This is a genomic window from Pseudomonas syringae group sp. J254-4 (genome assembly GCF_032586855.1).
Lineage (GTDB): Bacteria > Pseudomonadota > Gammaproteobacteria > Pseudomonadales > Pseudomonadaceae > Aquipseudomonas > Aquipseudomonas amygdali.
The window spans coordinates 1-24,467 of the sequence record NZ_JAWHOO010000021.1 but is presented as its reverse complement, the minus strand read 5'-3'; the positions used below and the strand labels follow the sequence as shown (position 1 = coordinate 24,467).

Below are 24,467 nucleotides of genomic sequence, written 5' to 3'. Positions count from 1 at the left end.
TTCCTTAATGCCGCTGGTTGATCAATAAGTAGAGAAAAAACGGTGTGCCCAGAACCGCGACAAAAATCCCTGCGGGCAGGTCCAGCGGCAGGAACAGCGTGCGCCCGGCCAGGTCGGCGAGCATTACCAGGTTGGCACCGATCAGCGCCGCCATCAGCGCCTGCCCGGTAAACCCCGGTGGCATCAGGCGTTTGCCAATGTGCGGCGCAATCAGGCCGACAAAGGCAATCGCCCCGCCCCACGCAACCGCCAGACCTGCAAGCGCAACACTCACCAGCAGCAGCCCGGCGCGCAGCCATTGCACGCGCACACCGATGCCCTGAGCCAGATCATCATCGAGCTGCTGCATGCGCACCTGGCGGGCGAGCAGCACCAGCAGCGGTAAAGTCAGCGCCAGCCAGCCCGCCAGGGCGCGGGGCTCCGGCCAACTGGCACCATACACGCTCCCGGTCAGCCAGACATAAGCCGACAAGGTGGTGGTCAGCGGGCTGAACACCAGAACGAACGTCGTCACTGCTGCCAGCAGGGCCGACACCCCTACCCCGATCAGCACCATGCGCAATGGTGAAGCGCCCTGATTCCACGCCAGCAGATAGATGACCAGTGCGGCAAGACCTGCACCGCAGATCGCCGCCAAGGGCAGAAATTGCGCCCCCAAAGCAGCCGAGAAGAATGACAGATACAGCACTGCCGCCGCGCTGGCACCGCTGGTGATACCCAACAGGTCCGGCGAAGCCAGCGGATTGCGGATGATGCTTTGCAGGATCAGCCCGGACACCGCCAGTGCCGCGCCGACGAGTGCTGCCAGCACCAGCCGGGGCATGCGCAGTTGTTCGACGATGAAGACCAGACTTGCATCCGCCTGACCGGTAAAAACATTCAAAAGGGTCGCGGGCGACAGGTTGATTTTGCCCACGGCCAGCGAGCCCAGAGCGATCAGCAATGTCAGCGTTGCGCCGATCAACAGACGTATCAATGCAGTCAGGCTGAACTGCCGGGAAAAACCGCAGTAGCGCAGGGTCAGATGCCTATCCATAACGTGCCCCCCGGCGAACCAGCGCAATAAAGAACGGCGCGCCGAACAGTGCAGTCATCACGCCCACCGGCACTTCCTGAGGCACGATCACCACCCGCGCCAGCGTATCGGCCAGCAGCAACAGCGTTGCGCCCAGCAACGCGCAGCCGGGCAGCAGCCAGCGATGATCGATGGACAGTGTCTTGCGTACCATGTGCGGCACCAGCAGCCCGATGAAACCAATGCTCCCGGCCAACGCCACGGCACTGCCCGCCAGGGCAATGATCACGATGCTCATCAGCAGGCGAATCAACCCTGTACGCTGGCCCAGTGCGGTTGCGATGGCTTCTCCGGTGTTGAGCACGTTGACCTGCCCGGCCAGCACCAGTGACCCGGCCAGTGCCACAACTACGCATACCAGTAATGGCGCGGCGGTGGCCAGATCGCGTTCCGACAAGGAACCGGCCAGCCAGAACAATACGGTGTCCAGACCGTCCTGATTGACCACCAGCAACGCTTGACTGAACGCGGTAAACAGCGCGGTGATAGCCGCACCGGCCAACACAATTCGCAATGGGTTGAGACTGCCCTGCCCGCGGTTGCCGATTATCCAGACAATAGTCCCTGCTACCGCCGCGCCAATGAACGCGCACCACAGCCACTGGCTCATGGACGAAAGCGCAAACAACGACGAACAGGCAATGATCGAAAACGTCGCCCCGGCATTGATGCCGAACAGACCGGGCGAGGCCAGCGGGTTGCGCGTCAGTGCCTGCATCAGCGCGCCAGCAACCGCCAGACTGGAACCCACGGCGATGGCCATCAGGGTTCGCGTCAGGCGCGTATCGAGCAGCACATGCTCGATAGTGCTAAGCGCATCGGGCTGCCACACACTGCGGACAATCGCAGAGGGCGATATCCAGGTGGCTCCGGTTGCCAGGCTCAATCCCATGCACGCTATCAACACCAACAGTCCCAGACCCAGTTTTACCGCAGCGGTCATGAGGGACTATCCGCCATGGCCACGCGAGCGATTTCATCGAGCATGCGGTTGGCACCCAGAATGCCACCGGACAGGCTCCAGGCAACGGCATCCACGCGCCATACCTGGCCGTCCTGCGCCGCGCGCAACTGTTGCCAGAACGGGTGTCGGACCAGCTTGTCGTAGTTTTGCTGCGCGGCTTTGCTGTCCGCGCGCTGAAAAATGAAAAACAGGTCGGCATCGACCACAGGCAAACTCTCTTTGCTGCTGAGTTTAAGGGAAACGCCCGTTGCTTCGCGGGCAGCGGGCGTCCAGGCGAAGCCCAGTTCGGTCAGCACCGAACCTGCAAAGCTGGCAGGCAGATAGCTGCGGATATGATCTTCACGAATGTCGAGCACCGACACGGTGATCGGCCAGCGCCCGGCAAACTTCTCCTGCAACCGGCTGCGCACCGCCGTCACACGCTGTTGCCATTGGCCCAGCAGGTCCATGGCCTGCTGTTGACGCAGCATGGCAGCGCCCATCATCGCCAGGGTGCGCTTGAACTCGAACACCTCTTCCAGCATCAGCACGGGGCTGATCTGCTCAAGCAACGGCGCGATGCGTTGATGGCGAAAGCGTGATGCGACGATCAGATCGGGCTTGAGCAGCACGATATCTTCAAGGCTAGGCTGGGTTTCCAGGCCCACATGCGGCACCGCCGCCAGCGCCGGGCGCAGGTAGCGGTACATCGGTTTTTCGCTCCAGGAATCCACCACGCCGCACGGCGTCACGCCCAGGGCCACGGCGCTGTCGGACGCCCCCTGAAACAGCGTGACGACTCTTGGTGGCGTTGCACGCAATGGCTCTGCCCAGGCAATGCCGGGCAGCGCCAGTAACCCCAATGACAGGCGCAATACCGTGCGCCGCGAAGGATGCAAAGGTTGGTCAGGTTGCACGGCGCAACCTGTGGAACGGGTTGACCACCTCGCCCTTGCCGAACGGCATGCTGCCCGGCCCGCCTGCGCGCTCGATCATGGGTGTAAGCAAGAGTTTCTGCGGCCAGTTGGGGGCTTCGAACAGTTGATGCCTGATCATGGCACGCGCCTCGTCGTCAAATTCGATGGTTGTAATGAGATTATCCAGAACATCGCGCAATACCGTCCACAGCGCTGTTACCGGTACCTCATACACCTGGGCAAGAGTATCCATGATTGCCCGCACGTTTACCTGAATGCCCAGTGTCTGCAGCCAGAACAACAGGTCTTCAGGGCGGTCATGATAAAGCGTATTGGCATGGCCTTTCTTGATTCGATATTCCGGGTCGCGCATGCCGTTACGCTCAAGCCAGGGCACGAAAATACGCAACGAGTCGTGGTCGCGCAACAACAGCCCTTGTGCTTCGCCGGCTTTCCAGACCATGACTGCGTTCTGGCCATGAACCTCGCCGAGCATGCCCAGGCGGAACATGCGCAGGTTAATGTCGAAGAAACTGTGGCTCAGCTCGCGGAACAGCGTGAGTACCGAAGCCTGATTGCGCGGCAGGTCGCGATAGTCCATCCACTCATCGAAGAAATGCCGATTGCTGCCTGGCAACGGTGTACCCAGCGCCGCCATCGGCAGCAGGCGGCAGTCCGGATCGTCGAGCAAGGCTGCCGGATAGCCTCGCACCATCGCCGAAAGGTGCCGGGGACCTTCGTCGAACAGAGTGGCCTGGGGTGGCATGAACGCCCACCATTTGCGCTCATCGCACAGGTGCAGCGAGCGGCTGAGGGTTTCATCCTTGTCGACAACCTGACGCAACAGTTTTTCACTCAGCCCGCCATTGATCATTTTCACTGCTGGCAGGTAGCGGGACGCGCCGAGCGAATAGATCGCCATGGGCAATTTGAGGTAATCGGGGCTGTCGAAGCACGGCGTCATCGAACGCAGCGATGAGGTGGCGTATACCGCGGCCTCGCTGAAGGCCAGACGTTGGCAATCGCCCCTGGCGAACGCATCGCCCAGCTGGACCTGCAGAACATGCTCGAATTGCCACGGATGAACCGGCAGCGCAACGTGACTGTCGGCAATGCCACGCTGTTGCAGTTCCTGCTTGAGGACTGCTTGCAGATTCTCTGGCAGCAGGTGGCGGGTAGGGAAAGATTCGTTCAAATCCCCTACTCCGTCACCGCATTGCAGCAAGGTTTTGTCGACGGCGACCCAGTTCAGCGCCACCGGCCGGGCAAACTCGGCCTGATACTGCTGGTATTCCTGCTCGTTCAACCCTTGCTTGGCTTTGGCCAGTGGATGGTATGGGCGATCACGCAGCGAAGCCCACTGCTCCATCGTCCTGAAGAACGTAGCGCCGTCCTGTGCCATCAGGTTGTGCTCGTCGACTTTATGGTCCAGCGACAACGCGGTCTGCCAGACACTGATGCGCAATACATCCAGAAACAGCGCTATGCCCTTTTCATTGTCCTGACGCTCGCTGTCCTGAAGCAGCGTTGCTTTACCGGCAAACACCCATTTCATGAACTCTTCCGGGGACAACTGCGTCCAGCGCTCAACCTGACGGCCCAGCACCGGCGTGCCGGGCACTTTCTCCCATTGTTGAGTAATGCCTGGGCGCAGCGCGACGCTGATGAAGCGCTGCTCCGAGTCATCGCAGCACCATTCCCAGATTTGCTGTGTGCTGCTCTGCCCTTCAAGTTTTGGGGCTTGCGGGTGGCGCGCTTGCCAGTGAGCGGTGTCCTGCAGGCTCAATGGCTCGCGGCCAAAGAAATCTTCAGCCAGCAGGCAATCGACCAGATCCTGCATGACCAGGTCAGCGGCGAGTGAAGTGAAGTTCATCGGATTATTTTCCTTCTGCTGAATGTTGGGCCAGACGCGCCTGAAGTGCGCGAAAGGCAATGCCGCGCTCATCGCCGAGGACAAAGGCATTGACGCCGCGAGCCTGCCAGCGGGCAGCGTCGCCGTCTTTCCGGGGAATGGTGCAATAGGCGACGCCTGCTGCCTTGGTGGCTTGCCAGGTGGCCAGCAACGCTTGTTGTACATCGGGTTGATCGATCTGCCACGGCATGCCCAATGACTGCGACAGGTCTGCGGCCCCCTCCAGAATCATGTCCAGCCCAGGCACATTGGCAATCTCGGCGGCGCGGCGCACGCCTTCGGCGCTTTCGATCATCGCCACTACCATGATCTGTTGATTGGCAGCTTCCACGTACTGCGCCAGGCTGTGCTTGCCGAACGAGCCGGGACGACCGGCGTTGAGGCTGCGGCGGCCCAGCGGGTGGTACTTGCAGGCGGCAATGGCATCCGCCAGTTGCTCGGGGCTCTCGATCATCGGCAAAACGATGCCCTGCGCACCGCCATCGAGCAGGCGCAGCAGGGTTTTCGGATTGAGATCGGCGACCCGCACCAATGGCGTGAGGGCGTAGCTCTCTGCAACACGGATCATGTTCTCCACGGTTTCCGGGTTGATCAGCACGTGTTCCATGTCGATGATCACGAAGTCGAAACCGGCCTCGGCGATCAACTCGATGGCGGCCGGGGCCGGGATCGAACTGATCAGCCCGTACACAGGGTGTCCGCTGCCAAGTCTGCTCTTGAGTGTATTGGTCCTCAGCATCATTGCGGCCTGTAGGTATGCAGCGGGTTAGGCACCGAGCGGAAGCGACGCTCACCGTCACCCAGCAGGCGGCGCTTGGTCAGTTCTTCCACTTCATAGGACGGTGCGAAGACGTCAAACAGCTCGAAGCGCTCGCGATGCTGCGGGTGCGCACGCTGGTAGTCGAGAATGACGTCGGCGGTCATCTGCCAGAACAGCGCCTCATCCAGCTGGTATTGCTGGCGCAGGAAGATCGCCATTTCGGCCAGGCAGATGAAGAAGAAACAGTCGCAGGAGAAGTCGCGTACCGCATTCACGTCATCGGTAATGATGAACGAGTTACGGTTGAGTTTCGCGTGGCTGTCGGGCAGCGGGACCAGCTCCGGACACAGTTCAGGGCGGCCCAGATGCGCGGGTGAGTAACGCACACCGTCGTGGAAGTCCTTGAGGGCGATACGCTGCGGCCAGCCCTGCTTGACGATAAGCACGATATTTTGACCGTGAGACTCCATGCCGATGCCTTCGGCGTAGAGCATATGGATGATCGGAGGCACCGTGACCTGCAGCAATTGCCGGGTCCATTCCTTGAGGCCGTACTGGCGGATCCACGCATCGATGAACGGTGCCTGCGCGCCGTCGCCATAACGGTTTTCCACATGGCTCAAGCCATTGAACGGTACGGCCTGCTCATCGTCCTTGAGGTACTGATGCAGGCTTTCGCGCCAGATTGCACCCAGCGTGCCGTAAGTCTGCGCCGAGCGCGCTTCCGGCAGGTGGCGATAGTCGTAACTGACACCGGCAACTTCGCCGAGAATCACAAAATCCAGCGCACGCGCAGTGCTGTCGGTGGCGATCAACTGGTGCAGCCAGTCGGTGATGATCGGACCATTGAGCACCGTATGCCGCGCCAGAATGCGCGTGCTGGAGGTGTTGGTCATGCTCATCGCCAGTTTGACGTAAGGTCGTTTGGGCTGGCTGGCATTGGCCAGTGTACGAATCGACTGCTGAGCCTTGTAGACGTCGGTAGAGGTGCCCAGGTAAACCAGCTCGCCGCTGGCCAGTTCCGGGTAGAAAGTCGACACCGTGACGTTGTCCCATTGCCACGGATGCACTGGCATCAGTTGATAATCGTCAATGGATTTGCCCTGCGCGGCCAGGTCCCGGGAAATTTCCTGCCAGCGCTGTGTGCCCAGCTCCTGGCGGACAAACGCCTGGAAATCCATGTTGCGCGAATGACCGACCGACGCGCTCGACTTCGCCACTGCCAGCCAGACCACCCCGAACGGCGTGGCAAATTCGGGCCCGTAGTGACGGTTGTCAGCCAACGAAAAACCGATCCGTGACTTGTAGCACGGGTGGTAGCTGTGGGCGTCCATGAAGTGCTGCTCCAAAGCGTCAACGTCCAGCTCATGTGCGGGTTTTGCGGGCTGATAACCCTGACTGCGCGCTTGCAGGTCCTTGAGCTGGGTCTGCTCGATTTCCTGGATGAAGCGTGCCAGATGCGGGCTGTCCTTGAACGGGCTGAGCAGCTCGGTCAACGCCAGATGCACATCCGGCACGCTACGCTCACCTGCGCTGCTCAAGCGTTCAAGGGTGGCGTGATCGAGGCGGATCAGCTCAAAGCTGGCACTCAGCAGGCCTTCGCAGTGGTACTCCACGCCATCACTGACAGCGACGGTGAAACGATGCCGATGATCGTCCAGCGGCTCGCATCGATAAGGCAGTGCAGCCTCGTACAGCAAGGTTTGCAGCAATTGACCGATTACCCGGCGCTGTACTTGTTGGTAGCGCTCGGGGTTGATATCAGCCAGCCAGGCACCGGTGGCCGTTGAGGGTGAAACGGTGTTGCGTTTCAGCGGTAAAGGGGTAGCCATGTTCATACCTCGAACGAAAAATTATCGGGGTTCGACCGCGCCGGGCTGTGCCTCGGTGCGTTCGTCGTTAAGGGGGAAACGCCAGGCACACGGCAGTGCCAGCAGGATCAGCAGGCCGGTGGCAATGAAGACTTCATTGATGGCCGAAGGCGTGGCGGCCGGTCCCGCAGTGTTCAGGCGAAATTCCAGCCACAGCGAGGCGATGACAATTGCCAGCGACGCCACAAGACGGCGGGAAATGTTGTTCATCGCAGCGCCCTGCGTGACCATCGGCTCAGGCAAGGCATTGAGTCCAGCCGTCGTCACCGGCATGTAGGACAGCCCGAGGCCTGTGCCACGAATCATCATCAGCACGAACACCACGCCGATCGCCGTATCCGCCTTGAGCATGCCCAGCGCCAGGGTTGAAGCACCGGTCAGCAGCAGGCCGATGGCGACTACGGTGCGCGGACCATGACGGTCCAGCGCCTTGCCACCCCACTGCCCGAACAGGCTGGCGAACGCGGCGGTACACAGCAGGGCCAGGCCGGTCCAGATCGGGTTGTAGCCCAGTACCGTCTGCACCAGCAGCGGCAACAGGACCAGGCATTCGAACATGCCGACCGACTGCACGACGGCAACGATCACGCTCAGACGGTAACCGCGCAGGTTGAACAGACGTAGATTCAGCAGCGGCGCCTTGCGACTCAACTCGACCCTGACGAAAGCAATCAGACAGGCCACGGCGACCAGCACCATGCCCTGATTGAACGGGTCGAGCAGCGCTTGGGCGTGATGCATGCGGCTGATGGCGATCATCAGCAAGCCGATGCCCGAGGCAACCAGCAAATAGCCGATCAGGTCGAACGGTTTGCGCTCGACAGGCTCCGAGTCTGGCAGCACGCCGACGCCCAACAGCAAGGCCAGCAGGCCGATGGGCACATTCATCAGGAACAGCGAGCGCCAGCTGAACCACTCCAGCATCAGGCTGCCGCACAGTGGCCCCAATGCCGGAGCGAGCATTACCGCTGCGCTCCAGAGCCCGGTCACCCTGCCCCGCTCATGCTTTTCATACACGGAGAAAATGATCGCCAGCGACAGTGGGATCATCAACCCGCTGGCGATGCCCTGCACCACTCGCGCAGTGATCACCAATGCGATGGAGTTGGCCAGCGCGCCCAGCAGGGAGCCACCGATGAACAGCGCCACGCCCCACAGGTACAGGCGTTTGCGGCCAATGCGCTGACTGAGAAAACTGGTCAGCGGCATGGTCATGCCCATGCTGGTCATGAACCCTGCAACGATCCAGGTGGCCAGCAACGGACCGACCTGAAACGCCTCCATGAAGGTTGGCAGCGCCGGGTTGAGCGAGCTATTGCTAAGGCTGACAGTCAGCGTACCGAGCAGCACATTGAACACTACCCAACGGCGTGGGACGTTCAGACTCATGTGCGAACCCGTTCGCCGTTGCGCACAAAGTGCTGTACCGGTCTTGGGTGGCAGAGAAAATCGACATGGGAGATGTTGTAGCCGTAAGCCCCTGCCAGCGGCAACACCAGCAGATCGCCGATGTTCACGCCTTTGAGCGGCTGCCGGCGACTCAATACGTCCTTTGGCGTACACAACTGGCCGACCACGGTGTAGGCCTGCTCCTCAGATGCGCCCGTCGCTGGCGCACACGGCACATGGATAACCGGATGGTCATGGCCTTGCGCAACCGGCAGACGAAACTGGTGAGTGCCGCCGCGGCAGACCAGAAAGTGCTCGCCGTGGCTGGTTTTGCTGTCCAGCACCTCGATGGCGTAATAGCCGCAATAGGCGCTGATGAAACGTCCTGGCTCAAAGCGCAGGATCGGCGCGTCACGCTGCTCGCCCAGGCGTTTTTCCAGATAGCGGCACAGGCGCTGCCAGTCGAACTGCTGACTGTTCAGATAATCGACGCCAATGCCGCCGCCGACGTTGAAATGGGTCAACTGCTCCGGGTAGCTGGCCAGTGCTTTCCATTCCTGCCAGCGCTGCAGGTAGAAATCCAGCAACTGCTCATGACGCTCAACCGACATCTGATGCGACATGGCGTGTACATGGAACCCCTTGAGCGTCAGGTGGCTGGCGCTGTCTACGCGCCTGACCGCTTCGGCCAGATCGGCTTCGTCAATGCCGAACGGTGTGGCGGTGCCGGCCATCGCCAGCTTGCTCGACTGCGCGGCTGGCAACTGAGGGTTAATGCGCACAAACACCGGCTGCACGCGCCCGGTTTCTTCTGCCAGCTGTTGCAGACGCGCAATTTCGTTGAGGCTTTCCAGATGGATGGCTTCAACCTTGTTCAGCAACGCCGAGCGCAAATCGGAATCCAGCTTGCCAGGGCCTGAGAACACGTAGGGTTTGCGTGTCGGGCAGGCCATCACACGCTCGATCTCGCCCCCCGAAGAGATTTCAAAGCCACTGACCAGCGGCGCGAGGGTTTCCAGCATCAATGCTTCGCTGTTGGCTTTAATCGCGTAATACAGCTCGACGCCCGCAGGCAGCGCGGCCATGACATCAGTGACATGCTGTTGCAACGCATCCAGATCGTAGACGAAAGCCGCCAGCGGGTCGGTTTCCAGTGCCTGAGCTTTTTTGATGGCGGCCAGTACGGTTTCCGGCAACTTACGCATAACGCGCCTCCTTGGCCCATGGTGAGGCGAGGCGGACATAGTTGGCCTCACGGTCGGCCTTGGCGGCGAGTCGAACCTTGAGGTTGGTCTTGCAGGCAATCGACTGGCCGGCAATCAGCGCGTCCAGCTCTGGCGCAGGTAGCACCAACTCGTCGCGGATGCGTTGCAACTGCCGCTCGACCCGCTGCCACATCAGCGGCGCCAGGTGCGGACGCTCCCAGCTCAAGGCGAGCACGGCCTCGGACAGGTTGTTGATCAGCAGGCAATAGGTGATGCGATTCCAGCCTTGTTCGCGGGTGTAGAGCAATGACTGCCGAATTCGCGGATGCAGACCGACCTGAATAGCCTTGATGCCCAGTTCATCGGTCAGCTTGACGCCTTCGAAGTCGCGTAACAGCAGCTGCTGAGGGCGTCCGTTATCGTGAATCAGCACCGCATTCTGCAAATGCGGCTCCATCACGATGCCATGATTGAAGAACAGCGCCATGACCGGGCGCAGCAGCAAGGCCTGGTATTCATCGAACCAGTCCAGCAGGTGCGGGTCCTCAAGTTCACCGCCGTTGAAACGCTCAAGGAAGTCGTGCACCAAAGGCCGCGAACGCAGATCACGCGCAAACAAGGTGCCCGCCATCACGCTTGAATCAGCGCCGGAACGACGACAGAAGTTCTCGCGCAGAATGGCGCCGGTCTGCTCGCGGAACCAGTGGCCGTCGCTCTCGCTGGCGCCTTTGGGTGCCCAGCTCATGGAGCCGGGTTCGGCCACGGTGGACAGACCGCCTAGGGTTTCTGGCCGTGTCTGCTGCAAGCGCTGAAACAATTCGTCGATGATCAGCGTGCTTTCCAGTTCGTACCAGGCGTTTTTCCTGACGCAGTTGGTAATGCGCACATTCAGTGAGCCCTTGATGAAGTAGTCATGCCCTTCGATGTACCAGGTGCGCATCGAAGCCGTCGGGCTGGCCAGCAGGCCACTGGCCCCCAGGTCCGAGATGTCCCCCAGCTCAAGCAGCCTTTGCACGCGACGGTCCTGCATGAACAATTGCGCCTGTACCGGATGCATGCAGATCAGCGCATGCCCGGGCCTGGCCCGCGATTGATCCGCGAACCCTGACATCACCTCGGCTTCGCTCAAGCCATTGGAGGTGACTCGCAGCCCGTCCAGCGGCACTTCGAACAGATGCAACGCGGTCTGCGCCTGAAACTCCGGGGCGTAGGTCTCCTGCGCCAGATGCTCAGGCCACAGACGCGCCTTGGGTGCCGGGTGATTGGGATGGCCGAACCACAGGCCCTGTTCGCTGGCCAGATAACCGCTCAGCGGTGCCGGGTGCTGGCCGGTCATGTTGTGCGCCACGATGGCAGCGGTCAGGTGCTGGCTTTGCAGAACCTGATCGAGCAGTTCGTCGTTGCTGGCCCGGGTCATGTGCTCACACGCCGTCAGCAACTGCTGGGCAAATTCGGCAAAAGCCAGGCAGCGCCAGGTACTGTTGCCGTTGCGTGCGTAGACATCGGACAGGTAACGATGGCTGCCCAGATGGTCGCGGCGGTCCACCAGCACGAAAAACTGCTGCTCATTGGGCAGGCTGATGGTGAGTGGAATGCCCTTCCATTGCCCGCCATCCACGAAACTGCCCGGCGCAATACCTTGCATGCCCTGGGGCCAGGTGTAATGAAGGCACTGTTCAGGCAGTGCGAACTCCTTGATCAGGCAATTAAGTAATGCACGAGTGGTTGCCAGCTCGCTCACCATGTTTGATAAAACGGTGCGATCGGTATTAGTCATGTCTGCTCCACAGTCGCCTTGACGCTTACTGTTTAAGTGACGTCGCAACAAGCGTTGATCTATCGCTTGTGGCACAACGGCTTAACTGTCGGTGTGGCTTATTGTCTGCAACAAGCCAATTGATAATCTCTGCACGACGTGCAATGGGTTCGCTCAGTCAAACGTTGTGTGCGTGTTCTGTTTCAAGCGCGGTGATAACGTCATTGCTATTACTGCTTACTTGCGCAACTGGGCCAGTGCAGCCTTGAGGGCGTCCTCGAATCGCTGTATGACCAGTTGGCATTGTTCTTCGGTAATGATCAGCGGCGGCAGCAAACGAATCACGTTGCCATTTCGGCCGCCGCGCTCAAGTAACAGCCCCTGTTTGAAACAGTGCTGCTGAATGGCAACGGCCAGTTCCGGGTCCATTGGCAAGCTGCCGAGGCGGTCCGCCGGTTTGCGCTCATCGACAATCTCGATGCCGAGCATCAGCCCGCGTCCGCGCACCTGGCCCATCATCGGATAACGTTGCTGCAAAAGGCCAAGCTGTGCCTTGAGCCAGTCACCGCGTTTTGCGGCCTGGGCAGCGAGGTTTTGCCGTTGCAGCACTTCAAGGGTCGCGAGGCCGGTGGCCATCGCCATCTGATTGCCGCGGAAAGTACCCGCGTGATTGCCCGGAGCCCAGGCGTCGAACTCGCGCTTGAAGCCGAGCACGGCCAACGGCAGGCCGCCACCGACTGCCTTGGACATGACGATGACATCGGGCTCGATCCCGGCGTGTTCGAAGGCGAACATCTTGCCGGTACGGCCGAAGCCGGCCTGTACTTCATCCAGAATCAGCAGAATGCCGTGCTTGCGGGTCACTTCGCGAATCTGCTGCAGCCATGCAGCGGGCGCTGGATTGACCCCCCCTTCGCCCTGCACCGCCTCCAGAATCACGGCGGCCGGGAGCGACACGCCACTTTCCACGTCTTCGATGAACTGGGTGAAGTAGTAACTCAGCGCCTCGGTGCCGGCTTCACCGCCAATACCCAACGGGCACCGGTACTCATGAGGGTACGGCAGGAATTGCACGCCGGGCATCAGGTTGGTGACGGCATTTTTCGGCGCGGTGTTGCCGGTCAATGCCAGAGCACCGTGAGTCATGCCGTGGTAAGCGCCGGAAAAGCTGATGATGTTATGGCGACCGGTGGCAGTCTTGGCCAGCTTGATCGCTGCTTCGACAGCATCGGCACCGGACGGCCCGCAGAACTGCAGGCAGTAATCGCGTCCCTGGCCCGGCAGCAGGCTCAGCAGCGTCTCGCTGAAGGCATCCTTGACCGCGGTGGTCAGGTCAAGGGTGTGCATCGGCATTCCAGACGTCAGGAAGCTGTCGAGACTGGCCATGATAGCTTCGTGATTGTGACCCAGAGCCAGTGTTCCGGCACCGGCCAGGCAGTCCAGATACGTGGTGCCTTCAACATCAGTGACCCATACGCCATGTGCCTTGGCGATGGCCAATGGCAACTTCCGCGGGTAACTTCTTACATTGGATTCAAATCTGCTCTGCCTGTCCAGATAGTTGGCATTGGTTTTCTGCGACGTAGTAGACTGCAATAAGCCATTATTCAACATCGGTTAGTCCTCGCTAAATGCTGGATGCAAACTATTATCATTTCCTTGAAAGTGCAACCCGTTGTTTCAAAAAACAAGATGAAATTTAAATGAACGTTATTGCTTACTTAAAAAGTAACCAGGCACACGAATACGCCGCCCTATAAGTCGGAGTCATTCAAAGTGCTATCACTCAGTGGGACGATTGTTATTTATGTAAAGCACCTAAAGAGAGTCTTATATAACAGACTCTTCTATGCTCATACTCAGGTTAATTATTTAATAGCCGCATACGTTATTCCTCGATGAGGACTGCCAGTTAGTTTACTACGCGAGTGAGCCCTTCCCTGGGCGTCGCGGTCGACTCAGAACCCGATAGTCGCTGACAGCAGATAGGTCCGGGGTGTCGACAGGGTCAGGCCCGGCTCGCTGTCATCCGACGCTCCGGCCGAACTCCAGTAATACTTGTTCATGACGTTCTCGACATTGGCCCGCAGTGTGATGTCCTTCTGATCGACCTTGAACGCATACCGCGCGCCCACGTCGAAGCGCTCGGAAGAATCGATGCTTTTGCTGTTGGCCTGGTCCAGGTACTGCGAGCTGGTGTAGATACCCCGCCCGGTCAGGGTCAGGCCCTTGACGCTCGGCACGTCCCATTCTGCGCCCAGATTGACGTTGTACTCGGGGGTGGCAGGTGCGCGATTGCCATCGAACGTGCCGTTGACGGTATTGGTCAGCTCGCTGTCGATGTACATCACCCCGCCCAGCAGACGGAAGCCCTTGAGCGGTTCGCCGAACATGGTCAGCTCGACGCCGTCGTTGCGGCGCTTGCCGTTCGGGCCGAAGACGCGCGAGGTTGTGTTGGTCTCGTAGGCCGGTTGCTTGATACGGAATACGCTGGCAGTGAAGGCGTATGACCCCAGGTCATATTTGGCCCCGACCTCGATCTGGCGGCTGACGAAAGGCGGGAAGATCTGGTCTTCGTTCACCGACGTCGACGGCGCGATCTTGCCCTGGCTCAAGCCTTCCATGTAGTTGGCATATACCGAGAAGTCGTCGGTCACTTTGTACAGAATGCCGCCTGAAGGTGAGACCTTTTCCTCGTCGTAGGAGGTGTCGCCCTTGACGTTGTCGGTCCAGTCATCAACCTTGACTCGCTGCCAGCGGGCACCGAGTGTCAGCAGCAGGCGGTCATCGAAAAAGCCCAGTGTGTCGGTCAGGGCCACACCGCTGAAGCGGTTCTCGGTGTAAACCTTGGAGTCGGCCCGCGTAGGGTTGGAGGGTGTCGGCGTGTCGACCGGATTGTAGAGATTGCTCGGCGCGGCTGCGTAGCGTGCACCACCGTTTTCAAAGTCCATGTAGAAATAGCTGGCAGCCAGATTGACCTCGTGGCTGACCGGTCCGGTATTGAACCAGCTGCGTGCGCCGGCAGTGGCTGTGCGAACATTTTCGTCGCGGGTGAAGTCGCGCGGCTGAACGCTGAAGTCACCTGCGTCGTTGGTGACCGATACCGCATGGCGCAGGAAGTCATGGTTACTTTTGCGCGCGCCGACACCGCCGTACAGCATCACCGAGTCGCTGAGGTCATATTCGGCATTCACTGCGCCGAAGGTATCCTTGGTGCGCGCCTTGCTCCAGGACTGCGCATAGTTGTCGCGAACATCGTTGGCGTTGGGCACCTTCGCATTGGCACCCACCTGTACGCGCTCCTGCGGGGCATCGGTATCGCGCTCGGTGTGCCCGATATCCGTCGACAGGCGCAGGCGGTCGCCGCGGAAATCCAGGCCCAGTACGGCCATATCGCGATCAACGCTCTGATGATCCCATTCAGTGTCGCCAGACTGCTTCACGCCATTGAAACGGATACCGAACTTGTCGTCCTCGCCAAAGCGACGGGCCACATCCACCGCCGCGCCTGCCTGCCCCTTGGACGCATAGCTGGTGGTCAGCTCGGTGATGGGTTTATCCGTTGCGCGCTTGGGGACCACGTTGATCCCCCCGCCGACACTGCCGCGCGGCGAAATGCCATTAATCAGCTGGCTTGGGCCCTTGAGTATGTCTACCCGCTCGGCCATTTCCATGTCGATGGTGTATGTGGGCAGGATGCCGTACAAGCCGTTGTATGAGACGTCGCTATTGAACAGGCTGAAGCCGCGAATGGTGAACTGTTCGTAACGCCCGCCAGCAGGGTTAGTGGCACGCACCGACGGGTCGCTGGCAATCAGGTCGCCAAGGGTACGGGCCTGCTGGTTTTTCACCGCGTCCTTGGTATAGGTGGTCATGCTGAAGGGCGTTTCCATGAAGTCCCGCGAACCCAGCATGCCTTGCGAGCCTTTGCGTGCCACTTGGCCGCCTGCGTATTCCTGGCCATCGGTAGAGCCGCTGTCACCGACAATCGAGGTGGGTGCGAGTTGCAGGCCTGCGCTCGCGCTGTCAGGTGCCGGGATCAGCGTGTAAGCCTGCTCTCCGACGGGTACCAGTTGCAGACCGGAACCTTGCAGCAAGCGCGCAAAGCCTTCCTCGACCGCGAATTCGCCGGACAACCCCGAACTGTTTCGACCGTTCACCAGCGCAGGGTCTACCGAAAGGTTGACCCCGGCCTGACCGGCAAAGCGGGTGAGCGCGGCGCTCAGACTGCCAGCCGGCACCTCATAGGCACGTTTGCCCGAGGTTTCGGCCCAACTGGTCGAGGCAAACAACGGACTGGAACTCAACGTCAGCAACAGGCTGAAATGCAAAAGCGGACGCAAACGGTAGGAAGACACTGCGGACATAGAGGGAAACTCTCGTATTTTTTGTGCACTTACCTGAAATGACCAGCGAGACAAAAAAAAGGGACAGCTTCACGCATTATTTTTTGTCGAAATGTTTTTTCGAGGTACCAGCGTGACCCAGTAGCGGGTCCGCATCTGCACGTCCACCGGCAGGCTGGCAGCCAGTAACGAAAGCACGCGGTCGGTATTGTCGAGCCTGAAACTGCCCGTCACTCGCAGGGCTTCAAGTGCCGGTTCCCAGCGCAGCAAACCGGGGCGGTAGCGGCCAAGCTCGCGCAGGAAATCACCCAGAGACTGGTTCTGCGCGGTCAATACATCGTCGCGCCAGCCGGGCAGCAAGGCGTCGAAGGCGCTGACAGGCCCGGCACCATCGTGTTTGAGGCTGACCTGCTGTTGCGCATGCAATGCCAGCACCGGCCCCTGCAGCGGATAGAGTTGCACCGAGCCGCTGACCACCGATACACGGCAATCGCTGTCGTTGAGACGTACACAGACTTCACTCCGACTGACCACGACGCGCCCGTAGGGGCCCTCGATGGTCAGTGCTGCCCTGCCCGGCACCTTGAGTGCTATCTCGCCACGCACAAGGGTGACTCGACGTGCACCCAGATCAACATTCACCGCGCTGTCGGTGTTCAGTTGCAAAGTGCTGCCATCGGCCAGGGACAGACGCTTGTGCTCGCCGACGGAGGTTTGCAGGTCGGCACGCCAGACATCCAGCGGCAGCTGACGGCCCACCAGCCAGGCGGTCGGGACCAGCGCTACAGCGCCCAACGCCCGTTTGAGCGCCGCGCGCCTTGCCTTGTCGGGACGATCCAGAGTGGCCATAGCCAGATTGGCAGGCAGGCCGAAAAAACGCTGCCGCAGCTGTTGCGCCTTTTGCCAGGCGCGCTCATGACTGGCAGAGCTGTCGCGCCAGTGCTGCAGCATGGCGTGATCTTCTTCGCTGGCGCCGCCGGATTCCAGAAGCGCCAGCCACTGCGCCGCCCTGCGTACTACCTCGCGTTCTTCGTTAGAAGGTGCCGAGCGAATCACCAATCCACCAGCAGGCAGTGTTCGTAGGCTTGCGCCATATAGCGTTTGACGGTGCGTTCAGAAACATCCAGGCGCTCTGCGATTTCCCGATACCCCAGCCCCTCGAGCTGGCTCCAGAGAAACGCACGACGCACCACTGCCGACAGGCCATCGAGCAACTCGTCCAGCGCCTGCAGGGTTTCCAGCAGCAGCCAGCGCTGTTCGGGGGACGGCACGCTGTCTTCAGGCAACTGCGCCAGCGCTTCAAGATAAGCCTGTTCCAGGCTGCGGCGAGTATAGAAATTACTGAGCAGGCGCTTGCCAACGGTCAGCAGGTACGCGCGTGGCTCCTGCATATCGGCGATCTGCTGAGAGCTGGACAGTACACGCAGGAACGTATCCTGACTCAGGTCCGCAGCATCCCAGGCATTGCCCATGCGTTTACGCAACCAGCTTTCCAGCCAGCCATGATGATCGCGGTAAAGGGAATGCAAGGTCTGCTGTGATAGCGTCGCTGCTTCAGTCATGTCAAAAGCCTTGAGCGATGGGTGCGCCAAATGAGACTGATTCTAATTAGTGTTATATCCCGAGTCCACGCTCTTTTTTTCAAAAAGCCCGCCGCCGCTGCGTAAAATCGGGGTCATTGGTCCGCAATGCGTTGATCTGCGCTGTATACAAGTGATTCACTCGAGCGACAAATAAACGCGATGTGTATCTTTTTTGTACCACTTTCGACGTAAATTTCTTCCGGGAAATCGATCAGTGGTTCGCCCCCGCCAATACGCCAAGTGCCGCACGATCAAGATGTCGCTCGACACGTCCCTCGCGGATCAACAGTGCCCTGTCACACAAATGGGCAATGGTATTCATGTCGTGACTGACCAGAATCATGGTCATGCCCGTGTCGCGACGCAGGGCCTGGAGAAGATTGAGTATTTCCGCCTGAACGGTCATGTCCAGCGCCGAGGTCGGTTCGTCCAGCAACAACAGTGCTGGATTCAATTGCAGCGCACGAACGATGGCAACGCGCTGACGCTGGCCGCCGGACAGTTGATGCGGGTAGCGATCGAGCATGTCACCCGACAGGCCCACCTGTTCCATCGAAGCAACCAGATTGGCCTCGTCGAAAGGAAGGCCGTTGATCTGCCGCGGCTCGCGCAGGCTGCGGCGGATCCGGTGCAGCGGATGCAATGATGCATAAGGGTCCTGAAACACCATCTGCACCTGCTGACGCAAGGTTCCCGTGAAGGCTTGCTGCGCGTGAAGCGGCTGCCCGAACAGGTTCACACTGCCCTGCCAGTCGCGCTGGAGGCCGGCGAGTACTCGCAGCAAAGTCGACTTGCCAGAGCCTGACGCGCCGATCAGACCGAAGCATTCGCCCGGTTCGATTCTCAACTCTGCCATCTGCAGTGCAGTAAAGGCATGCAGGCCACGCTTGAAGCTTACCGTCAGTTCATTGATATCCACCACGCTCATGGCAGCGCCTCCATTAGTTTGCGATCAAGGGTCGCAAGTGCCTGACCATAGGTCAGAGCAGAGGGCTGACAGCGCCATAGCGTCTGCGTGTAGGGGTTACTGGCAGTTGCCAGTTCGGCGGCGTTGCATCGGTCGACAATCCGCCCGCGGTACATGACCAGCGCCCGGTCACAATATTTCGCCACCAGAGGCAGATCATGACTGATCAGCAGTAACCCCATGTTGCGTTGTTCGACAAGGCCCAGAATCAACTCCAGAATCTGATCGCGCAGGCCGCTGTCGAGTGCCGAGGTGGGTTCGTCGGCAATCAAAAGGCGCGGATCATTGATCAGCATTGCGGCGAGCATCACCCGCTGCCCCATGCCGCCGGACAGTTCGTGGGGGTAGCTGTCATACAGCGCCAGCGGGTTGGGCAAGCCTACAGCCTCCAGCATGTCGAGTACTTTTTCGCGACGCTCACGGCGTCCCAGCCGGGTATGCAACACCAGCGCCTCTTCAACCTGAGTGCCGACCCTGAGCACCGGGTTGAGCGAATACCTGGGGTCCTGCAACACCAGTGACAGACGAGTACCGCGCAGGCCCTGCCATTGCTTTGCCGTAAGGCTGCGCAGGTCATCGCCTGCCAGGCTCATGTGTTCGGCGGTCACCTGACCGGGGCATGCGACAAGCCCCAGCAACGCACGCGCGGTGAGTGACTTGCCCGAGCCGGACTCACCCACCAGCGCGACCTTTTCAGTGCCCACAGTGAAATCGATCCCCTTGACCACCTCGATCAGTTCCGGGCCCGAGCCTGGAAAACCGATCCGCAAGCCCTGCACGTTCAACAGCGATTGTTCATGAGTCATGACGAGGATCCAGTACATCGCGCAGACCGTCGCCCAGCAGGTTGAAAGACAGGCTCGTCAGCAATATCGCGATTCCCGGTGCAGCGGCGACCCACCACTGATCAAAGATGACCCGGCTGCCGTCGGCAACCATCGAGCCCCATTCCGCAGTCGGTGGCTCGACACCCAGGCCAAGAAATCCCAGCCCTGCGGCGGCCAGAATGATGCCGCCCAGGTTCAGTGCTACACGCACGATCACCGAAGGCAGGCACAGCGGCAGGACGTGACCGATCAACAGACGCATGCCACGTATGCCCTGCAAGTGAGCTGCGGCCAGATAGTCGCTGTTGCGCAATACACTGGTTTCCGCCCTTGCCTGACGGGCATACGCGGGCCATGCCGTGAGCGACAGTGCCAGTGCCCCGTTGAGCAGGCCCGGCCCCAGAATTGCGACAAACGCCAAGGCCAGCACCAATTGCGGAAAGGCCATGATTATGTCGGTCAGGCGCATCAGGATTCGCTCGGCCCAGCCGCCGTAAAAGCCGGCAGTAACGCCCACCAGCAAACCGATGGGCAAGGTCAGCAGCAATACCAGCGTTACCAGCAGCAAGGTCGGGCGTGTGCCGTAAAGCAGGCGTGTGAACAGATCCCGGCCAAACGCATCGGTGCCCAGCCAGTGGGTGGCAGACGGCGGCAGCAGACGCTCCTGAATATTCTGCGTATTGGGATCAAAACCACTCAACAGCGGCGCCAGCAACGCCACAAGTACCAGCACCCCGATAATCGACGCGCCGATGAGTAATGCGGGTGAGCGACGCCATCCGCTGCGAGCCACTATATTGTCGAACGCTACGGAAACACTCATGACACCCCCCGTGTTCGCGGATCGATCATGCCAGCCAGCACATCGGCGATGCCGTTGACGACCACAAAACAGAGTCCGATAACCAGCGTGCTACCGAGGATCGCTGGTACGTCACCGGCAAACAACGCCGTGGTGAGGTAGCGGCCGATACCCGGCCAGGCGAAGACCGTCTCGGTGAGAATCGAGCCTTCGAGAAGACTGGCGTAAGACAGGGCAACGACGACCACCAGCGTCCCGGCAACGTTCGGCAACACATGGCGCAACAGCACCCGACCACGTCCCGCCCCCTTGGCCAGCGCAGTCACGACGTACTCCTTGCCCATTTCTCCCAGCAGCGCGGAGCGTGTCATGCGGCAAATGCCTGCCATCGAGTAAAACGCCAGGACTAGAACAGGCAAGACCAGATGACTGAAGGCGTTGGCCAGCGCGCCGCTTTCGCCAGAGCGCCAGGTGTCCCACAACATCAATCCACTGCTCAATTCAAGGGTGTACAGGTACGAATCGTCCAGACGGCCTGGCCCGCCAGTCCATTGCAGCCTGGCGTAGAACAGCAGGAGCATCAGCAGACCGAGCCAAAAGATCGGCACCGAATAGCCAATCAGCGAGACCAGCCGCACCAGCCCGTCAACCCAGCCTCCCGGCCGCCACGCTGCCAGCAGGCCCAATGACAGGCCGAGGGTACTGCCCAGCAGAATGGCCAGGGTCGCGAGCTCAAGTGTGGCTGGCAGCGCACGGCTCAAACCTTCCAGCACGGGCTGCCCGGAGGTAATGGAAACCCCAAGATCTCCTTGCCCCAGGTTGTCCAGATATCGACCGAACCGCGCTGGCCAAGGTTGATCAAGGCCCAGATCGGTTCGAACCTGGGCCAGCGACGATTCGCTGGCGTGATCGCCAGCAATCCTTAGCGCCGGATCGACTGGCGATAGAGTGGTCAGCATGAATGTGAAGAACAACAGGCCGATCAGTGTTATCGACAACGACAACAGTCCGCTGGCCGCCACTTTCACTCTGCGTGAAGCCCCTGCTCTCACTTGCTTTTGCTCACCTGATCAAAATACGGCAGCGAAACGGTGATGTTCTGTAACACACCTTGCACGCCGTCATGTACCGCGACCTGGTTCTGACCTTGCAGCGCCACGACAAATGGCGAGCTTTGCTGCACAGTTTTTTGCAGGTCGGTATACAGCGCAACACGTTTTTGCGGGTCACGTTCGGCAGCAGCCGTGCGGGTTTCCTGGCTCAGTTGCGGGATATCCCACTGAGTGCGCCAGGCGATGGTTTTCGGACCGTTGGCGACGTTGTAAGTGAAGGCGCTCGCGTTAGAGTGAGGATCCAGATAATCCATCCCCCAGTAGGTGAAGATCAGCTGAAAGTCCCGGGCGCGCATTTTCGCCAGTAGCTCGCTTTCTACCAGCGGACGCACTGAAATCTCTATGCCGGCTTTGGCAAAACTGGCTTGCAGCGCCTGGGCAATATCTGTGTAGGGAGGTTGATTGAACACATTGAGTTCGATTTTCGTGCCTTCGGCAATACCACCCGTTTTTAAGGCGGCCTTGGCTTTATCGACGTCCAGTTTGAACGGTTTGTCGACCAGCGAGCCGATGACGCCCTCAGGGAGGAATGCCTGGTGGACGCTGTACTGGTTTTTCAACAGATTTTTGGAAATGCCCTGATAATCAACCAGCCAGCGAGCAGCTTCCCAGAACGCCGGGTTCTTCAGTGCAGGCGCCTGCGTGCTGCCACTGTTGATGGCCAGGTAATAGATCATTGAGGACGGGAATCGCTGCACACTGACGCCCTTCTGCTTTTCCAGAGCGCTGAACTGGTCTGCGCCCAGATCGAACGCAAGGTCAGCATCGCCCTGCACCACCAACAGACGTCGGGTTGCCGGGTCAGTGACGTTCTTGAGGATTACTGTTTTCAGCTTGGGGGCCTTGATGGCATTAGGATTGGCCTGAAGAACCAGCGCCTCGTGCGGCACGTAGCTGCGCAGCGCATAGGAACCCGTACCGGCTGAATGATTTTTCAGCCAGCCGTTGCCCAGATCAGCGTCTTTCGTATGCTTGCCGACCTCTACCGCGTCGACAATGAAGCCCACTGGCGTCGCAGACAGAATGCTCAACGCAAATGAACTGCCTACCGCTGCTGGCCAGGAAATCTTCACATGCTGGTCATCCACCCGGGTCAGGAAGCTGTCGACGTTTTCCGCCGTCCAGCCCAACTCACCCAGGATGAATGCAGGCGACTTGTTCAGTTTGACCACGCGGCTCAGTGAGTAAATGACGTCTTCCGGGCGAACACTGTTGCCCGAGGCAAATCTGGCACCGTCACGCAGTTCGAAAACCAGACTCTTGTCGTCGTCACCCGCCTTCCATCTGGATGCCAGGGCAGGCACCAGGCTGGCCGGGTTCTGCCGGTCTGGCTCAAGTAAGCGCTGATAGATATTGGCCAGGGTATTGGTCGCGGTAATTTCAAAACTTTCGGCGGGGTCCAGGCTGGCAATGTCGTCTATCGAGCGCGCCACCACCAACGTATCCGGGGGCGTTGCAGCCCAGGCTGAACCGCTGATTGTGATTGCCATAGCCAGAGCTGTCAGACGCCGCATCGTGAATTCCCTTATGAGCTTGAGTTATTGGGGAATGACGATATAGCGCATTTGGTAATATAAAAAAGACTGTTTAGTCATTAACTTAGAACGTTTTTCCGGGTTGAGACGCTCGGGGATAGGGCTGCGTTGCGGTTTGGGGAGTGGTGCGCAATAGGTTGCGCAATCAGCGGTCGCTTTAGATCACTTAAGCGCTTGCGAGCCTCGCTTAGCGGCGCTTTGACGGCGTTGCGCAACATCTCGTAATCGCACGCAGAATCTCGCGCAGGTTTTATTGGATTTTCGACTGAAAAATCACTCTCGACTCAAATTTAACTCCTAACCTTTTGATTTAAATAAGTAAAAAATATTTGGCACTGTTCTTGTTAGCTTTCATGGCATTCAACTAGCCCAACTGTTCGTTTATGTCTGGGCCTCGACGGTATCGATTACCAACGCCAGAGCAGGGAATTCACACAATGACCAACGGCAGCCTGAGCGCTGGACCATCCTGCGAAATGGACAAACTGATCGTCCAGATCGTGGGCAAGAAGCACTCGGACCAGCAGCAGGTTTTGCTGGTCGGCCCTGATGGCAATCGAATCTATCAAGCCAAATCGGAAAGGCTGGTAAACGAGCTGTTCAGCAGCACCCTGAAAGTCTGGGATCACATCGACGGCGGGCGTCTTGATCTGCAAATCGCGACCCTTGAAGGCGAGCCGATTCGCCTGCCGTTGCTCAGTGGCACGAAAGTCACGCCGCGACAGGCCGATGCGCAGTTCAACCAGATCGTTCCGGTATTACCGTTCGTGGCATTGCCCGGTTCGAAAACGGTGGACGACATGGGTACACCGGTGCTGGCTCGCGCGGGTTATGTGTACGTGTTTTATCAGGAGAAGCTGTGGCGCGAGCTGGAGATCCACGTCAGCGAAACCGGCAACACGTATCACGACATCGACGTGGCCCGATATCGTCAGCAAAGCGGGTTTTTAGCGGGCGAGCGCAAGGCCACTGGCCAGGCGCTTGAGGACATCTGGCTGCCGGCACTCTGGAACAACCGGCACGTGCAGACGCTACAGTTGTGTTTCTCGGAAATACAGCTCAGCGCGGCACGCCTTGAGCGTCTGGAAAAAGACGCGGCTTCAAGAAATCAGCGCTGCAACAGCCCAGACCTGAGCGGGTCGAAAATGCGCTTCAAGGACCTGTACAAGGGCAAGCCCGATGGCAAGGCGATGCTCGATGCGTTTTCCGGCTTTGATGCCAAAAACCCTGTCGCCCAGGCGCTCATCGCCCCGATCAAGGCGACCCGGCTGAATCTGCAATACAACGCGTTTCCGGTCAGCCTGGCTGCACCGCAGCGCACCCGCCAGCCTGGTTATGAAAGGCTGCTCGATCATCCGGCGCGGTATCTGTGTGATCTGTCGGGGCAGTATCCGGTCGAGTCCTTCAGAGAAGCCAAGGCATTTCTCGCTCAGGCTGGCAGAGGTGTTGCTGTGCAGGATGTCAGGC

At 59.6% G+C, this 24,467-nt stretch carries 19 protein-coding genes; 1 reads left to right on the top strand and 18 read right to left on the bottom strand.

Annotation, left to right across the window (positions count from 1 at the left end; genetic code table 11):
* Positions 1-4: 4 nt before the first annotated feature.
* The 18 genes from RYB09_RS21450 to RYB09_RS21365 all read right to left on the bottom strand — a co-directional run bounded on the left by RYB09_RS21450 (position 5) and on the right by RYB09_RS21365 (position 22,979).
* Positions 5-1,036 carry an iron ABC transporter permease gene (locus RYB09_RS21450; RefSeq protein WP_316890126.1) on the bottom strand — a complete coding sequence of 344 codons (1,032 nt, stop codon included), beginning with the start codon at positions 1,034-1,036 and terminating at the stop codon, positions 5-7.
* A complete protein-coding gene (locus RYB09_RS21445) occupies positions 1,029-2,018 on the bottom strand; it encodes a FecCD family ABC transporter permease (protein WP_230018750.1) in 990 nt (329 codons plus the stop codon). Before RYB09_RS21445 ends, RYB09_RS21450 begins: the two co-directional genes overlap by 8 nt.
* Positions 2,015-2,935: an ABC transporter substrate-binding protein gene (locus tag RYB09_RS21440; RefSeq protein ID WP_230018748.1), complete on the bottom strand. Its 921-nt coding sequence runs from the start codon at positions 2,933-2,935 to the stop codon at positions 2,015-2,017. Before RYB09_RS21440 ends, RYB09_RS21445 begins: the two co-directional genes overlap by 4 nt.
* Positions 2,925-4,808: an IucA/IucC family protein gene (locus RYB09_RS21435; protein ID WP_316890121.1), complete on the bottom strand. Its 1,884-nt coding sequence runs from the start codon at positions 4,806-4,808 to the stop codon at positions 2,925-2,927. The genes RYB09_RS21440 and RYB09_RS21435 overlap by 11 nt, the downstream gene beginning before the upstream one ends.
* 4 nt (positions 4,809-4,812) lie before the next feature.
* Positions 4,813-5,586 (bottom strand): HpcH/HpaI aldolase family protein, encoded by a 774-nt coding sequence (locus RYB09_RS21430; RefSeq protein WP_316890120.1) that lies wholly within the window; start codon positions 5,584-5,586, stop codon positions 4,813-4,815.
* On the bottom strand, positions 5,586-7,439 hold the full coding sequence (locus RYB09_RS21425) for an IucA/IucC family protein (protein WP_316890118.1): 1,854 nt from the start codon (positions 7,437-7,439) through the stop codon (positions 5,586-5,588). Before RYB09_RS21425 ends, RYB09_RS21430 begins: the two co-directional genes overlap by 1 nt.
* A 21-nt stretch (positions 7,440-7,460) precedes the next feature.
* Entirely contained in the window at positions 7,461-8,867 is a 1,407-nt protein-coding gene (locus tag RYB09_RS21420; protein WP_316890116.1) for a DHA2 family efflux MFS transporter permease subunit, read from the bottom strand.
* A complete protein-coding gene (locus tag RYB09_RS21415) occupies positions 8,864-10,072 on the bottom strand; it encodes a type III PLP-dependent enzyme (protein ID WP_316890114.1) in 1,209 nt (402 codons plus the stop codon). The genes RYB09_RS21420 and RYB09_RS21415 overlap by 4 nt, the downstream gene beginning before the upstream one ends.
* Positions 10,065-11,849: an IucA/IucC family protein gene (locus RYB09_RS21410; RefSeq protein ID WP_057402981.1), complete on the bottom strand. Its 1,785-nt coding sequence runs from the start codon at positions 11,847-11,849 to the stop codon at positions 10,065-10,067. The genes RYB09_RS21415 and RYB09_RS21410 overlap by 8 nt, the downstream gene beginning before the upstream one ends.
* A gap of 216 nt (positions 11,850-12,065) precedes the next feature.
* A complete protein-coding gene (locus RYB09_RS21405) occupies positions 12,066-13,442 on the bottom strand; it encodes a diaminobutyrate--2-oxoglutarate transaminase (RefSeq protein ID WP_057402982.1) in 1,377 nt (458 codons plus the stop codon).
* 344 nt (positions 13,443-13,786) lie between these two features.
* Positions 13,787-16,195, bottom strand: a complete 2,409-nt coding sequence (locus tag RYB09_RS21400; protein WP_005734304.1) for a TonB-dependent receptor — start codon at positions 16,193-16,195, stop codon at positions 13,787-13,789.
* Positions 16,196-16,264: 69 nt separating this feature from the next.
* Positions 16,265-17,230 (bottom strand): FecR domain-containing protein, encoded by a 966-nt coding sequence (locus RYB09_RS21395; RefSeq protein WP_316890110.1) that lies wholly within the window; start codon positions 17,228-17,230, stop codon positions 16,265-16,267.
* Complete coding sequence (locus tag RYB09_RS21390) at positions 17,227-17,736, bottom strand: sigma-70 family RNA polymerase sigma factor (protein ID WP_058401339.1); 510 nt, start codon at positions 17,734-17,736, stop codon at positions 17,227-17,229. Before RYB09_RS21390 ends, RYB09_RS21395 begins: the two co-directional genes overlap by 4 nt.
* 232 nt (positions 17,737-17,968) lie before the next feature.
* On the bottom strand, positions 17,969-18,613 hold the full coding sequence (locus RYB09_RS21385; protein ID WP_404944467.1) for an ABC transporter ATP-binding protein: 645 nt from the start codon (positions 18,611-18,613) through the stop codon (positions 17,969-17,971).
* 68 nt (positions 18,614-18,681) lie between these two features.
* A complete protein-coding gene (locus tag RYB09_RS21380) occupies positions 18,682-19,530 on the bottom strand; it encodes an ABC transporter ATP-binding protein (RefSeq protein WP_058408604.1) in 849 nt (282 codons plus the stop codon).
* Complete coding sequence (locus RYB09_RS21375) at positions 19,520-20,374, bottom strand: ABC transporter permease (RefSeq protein WP_002553740.1); 855 nt, start codon at positions 20,372-20,374, stop codon at positions 19,520-19,522. The genes RYB09_RS21380 and RYB09_RS21375 overlap by 11 nt, the downstream gene beginning before the upstream one ends.
* Complete coding sequence (locus RYB09_RS21370; RefSeq protein ID WP_044345200.1) at positions 20,371-21,381, bottom strand: ABC transporter permease; 1,011 nt, start codon at positions 21,379-21,381, stop codon at positions 20,371-20,373. The genes RYB09_RS21375 and RYB09_RS21370 overlap by 4 nt, the downstream gene beginning before the upstream one ends.
* A 20-nt stretch (positions 21,382-21,401) precedes the next feature.
* Positions 21,402-22,979, bottom strand: a complete 1,578-nt coding sequence (locus tag RYB09_RS21365) for an ABC transporter substrate-binding protein (RefSeq protein ID WP_057402987.1) — start codon at positions 22,977-22,979, stop codon at positions 21,402-21,404.
* Between the two features lie 458 nt (positions 22,980-23,437).
* Between RYB09_RS21365 and RYB09_RS21360 the strand changes: the two genes are divergently transcribed.
* On the top strand, positions 23,438-24,467 hold a 1,030-nt coding region (locus tag RYB09_RS21360; RefSeq protein ID WP_316890108.1), incomplete at its 3' end, for a toxin VasX.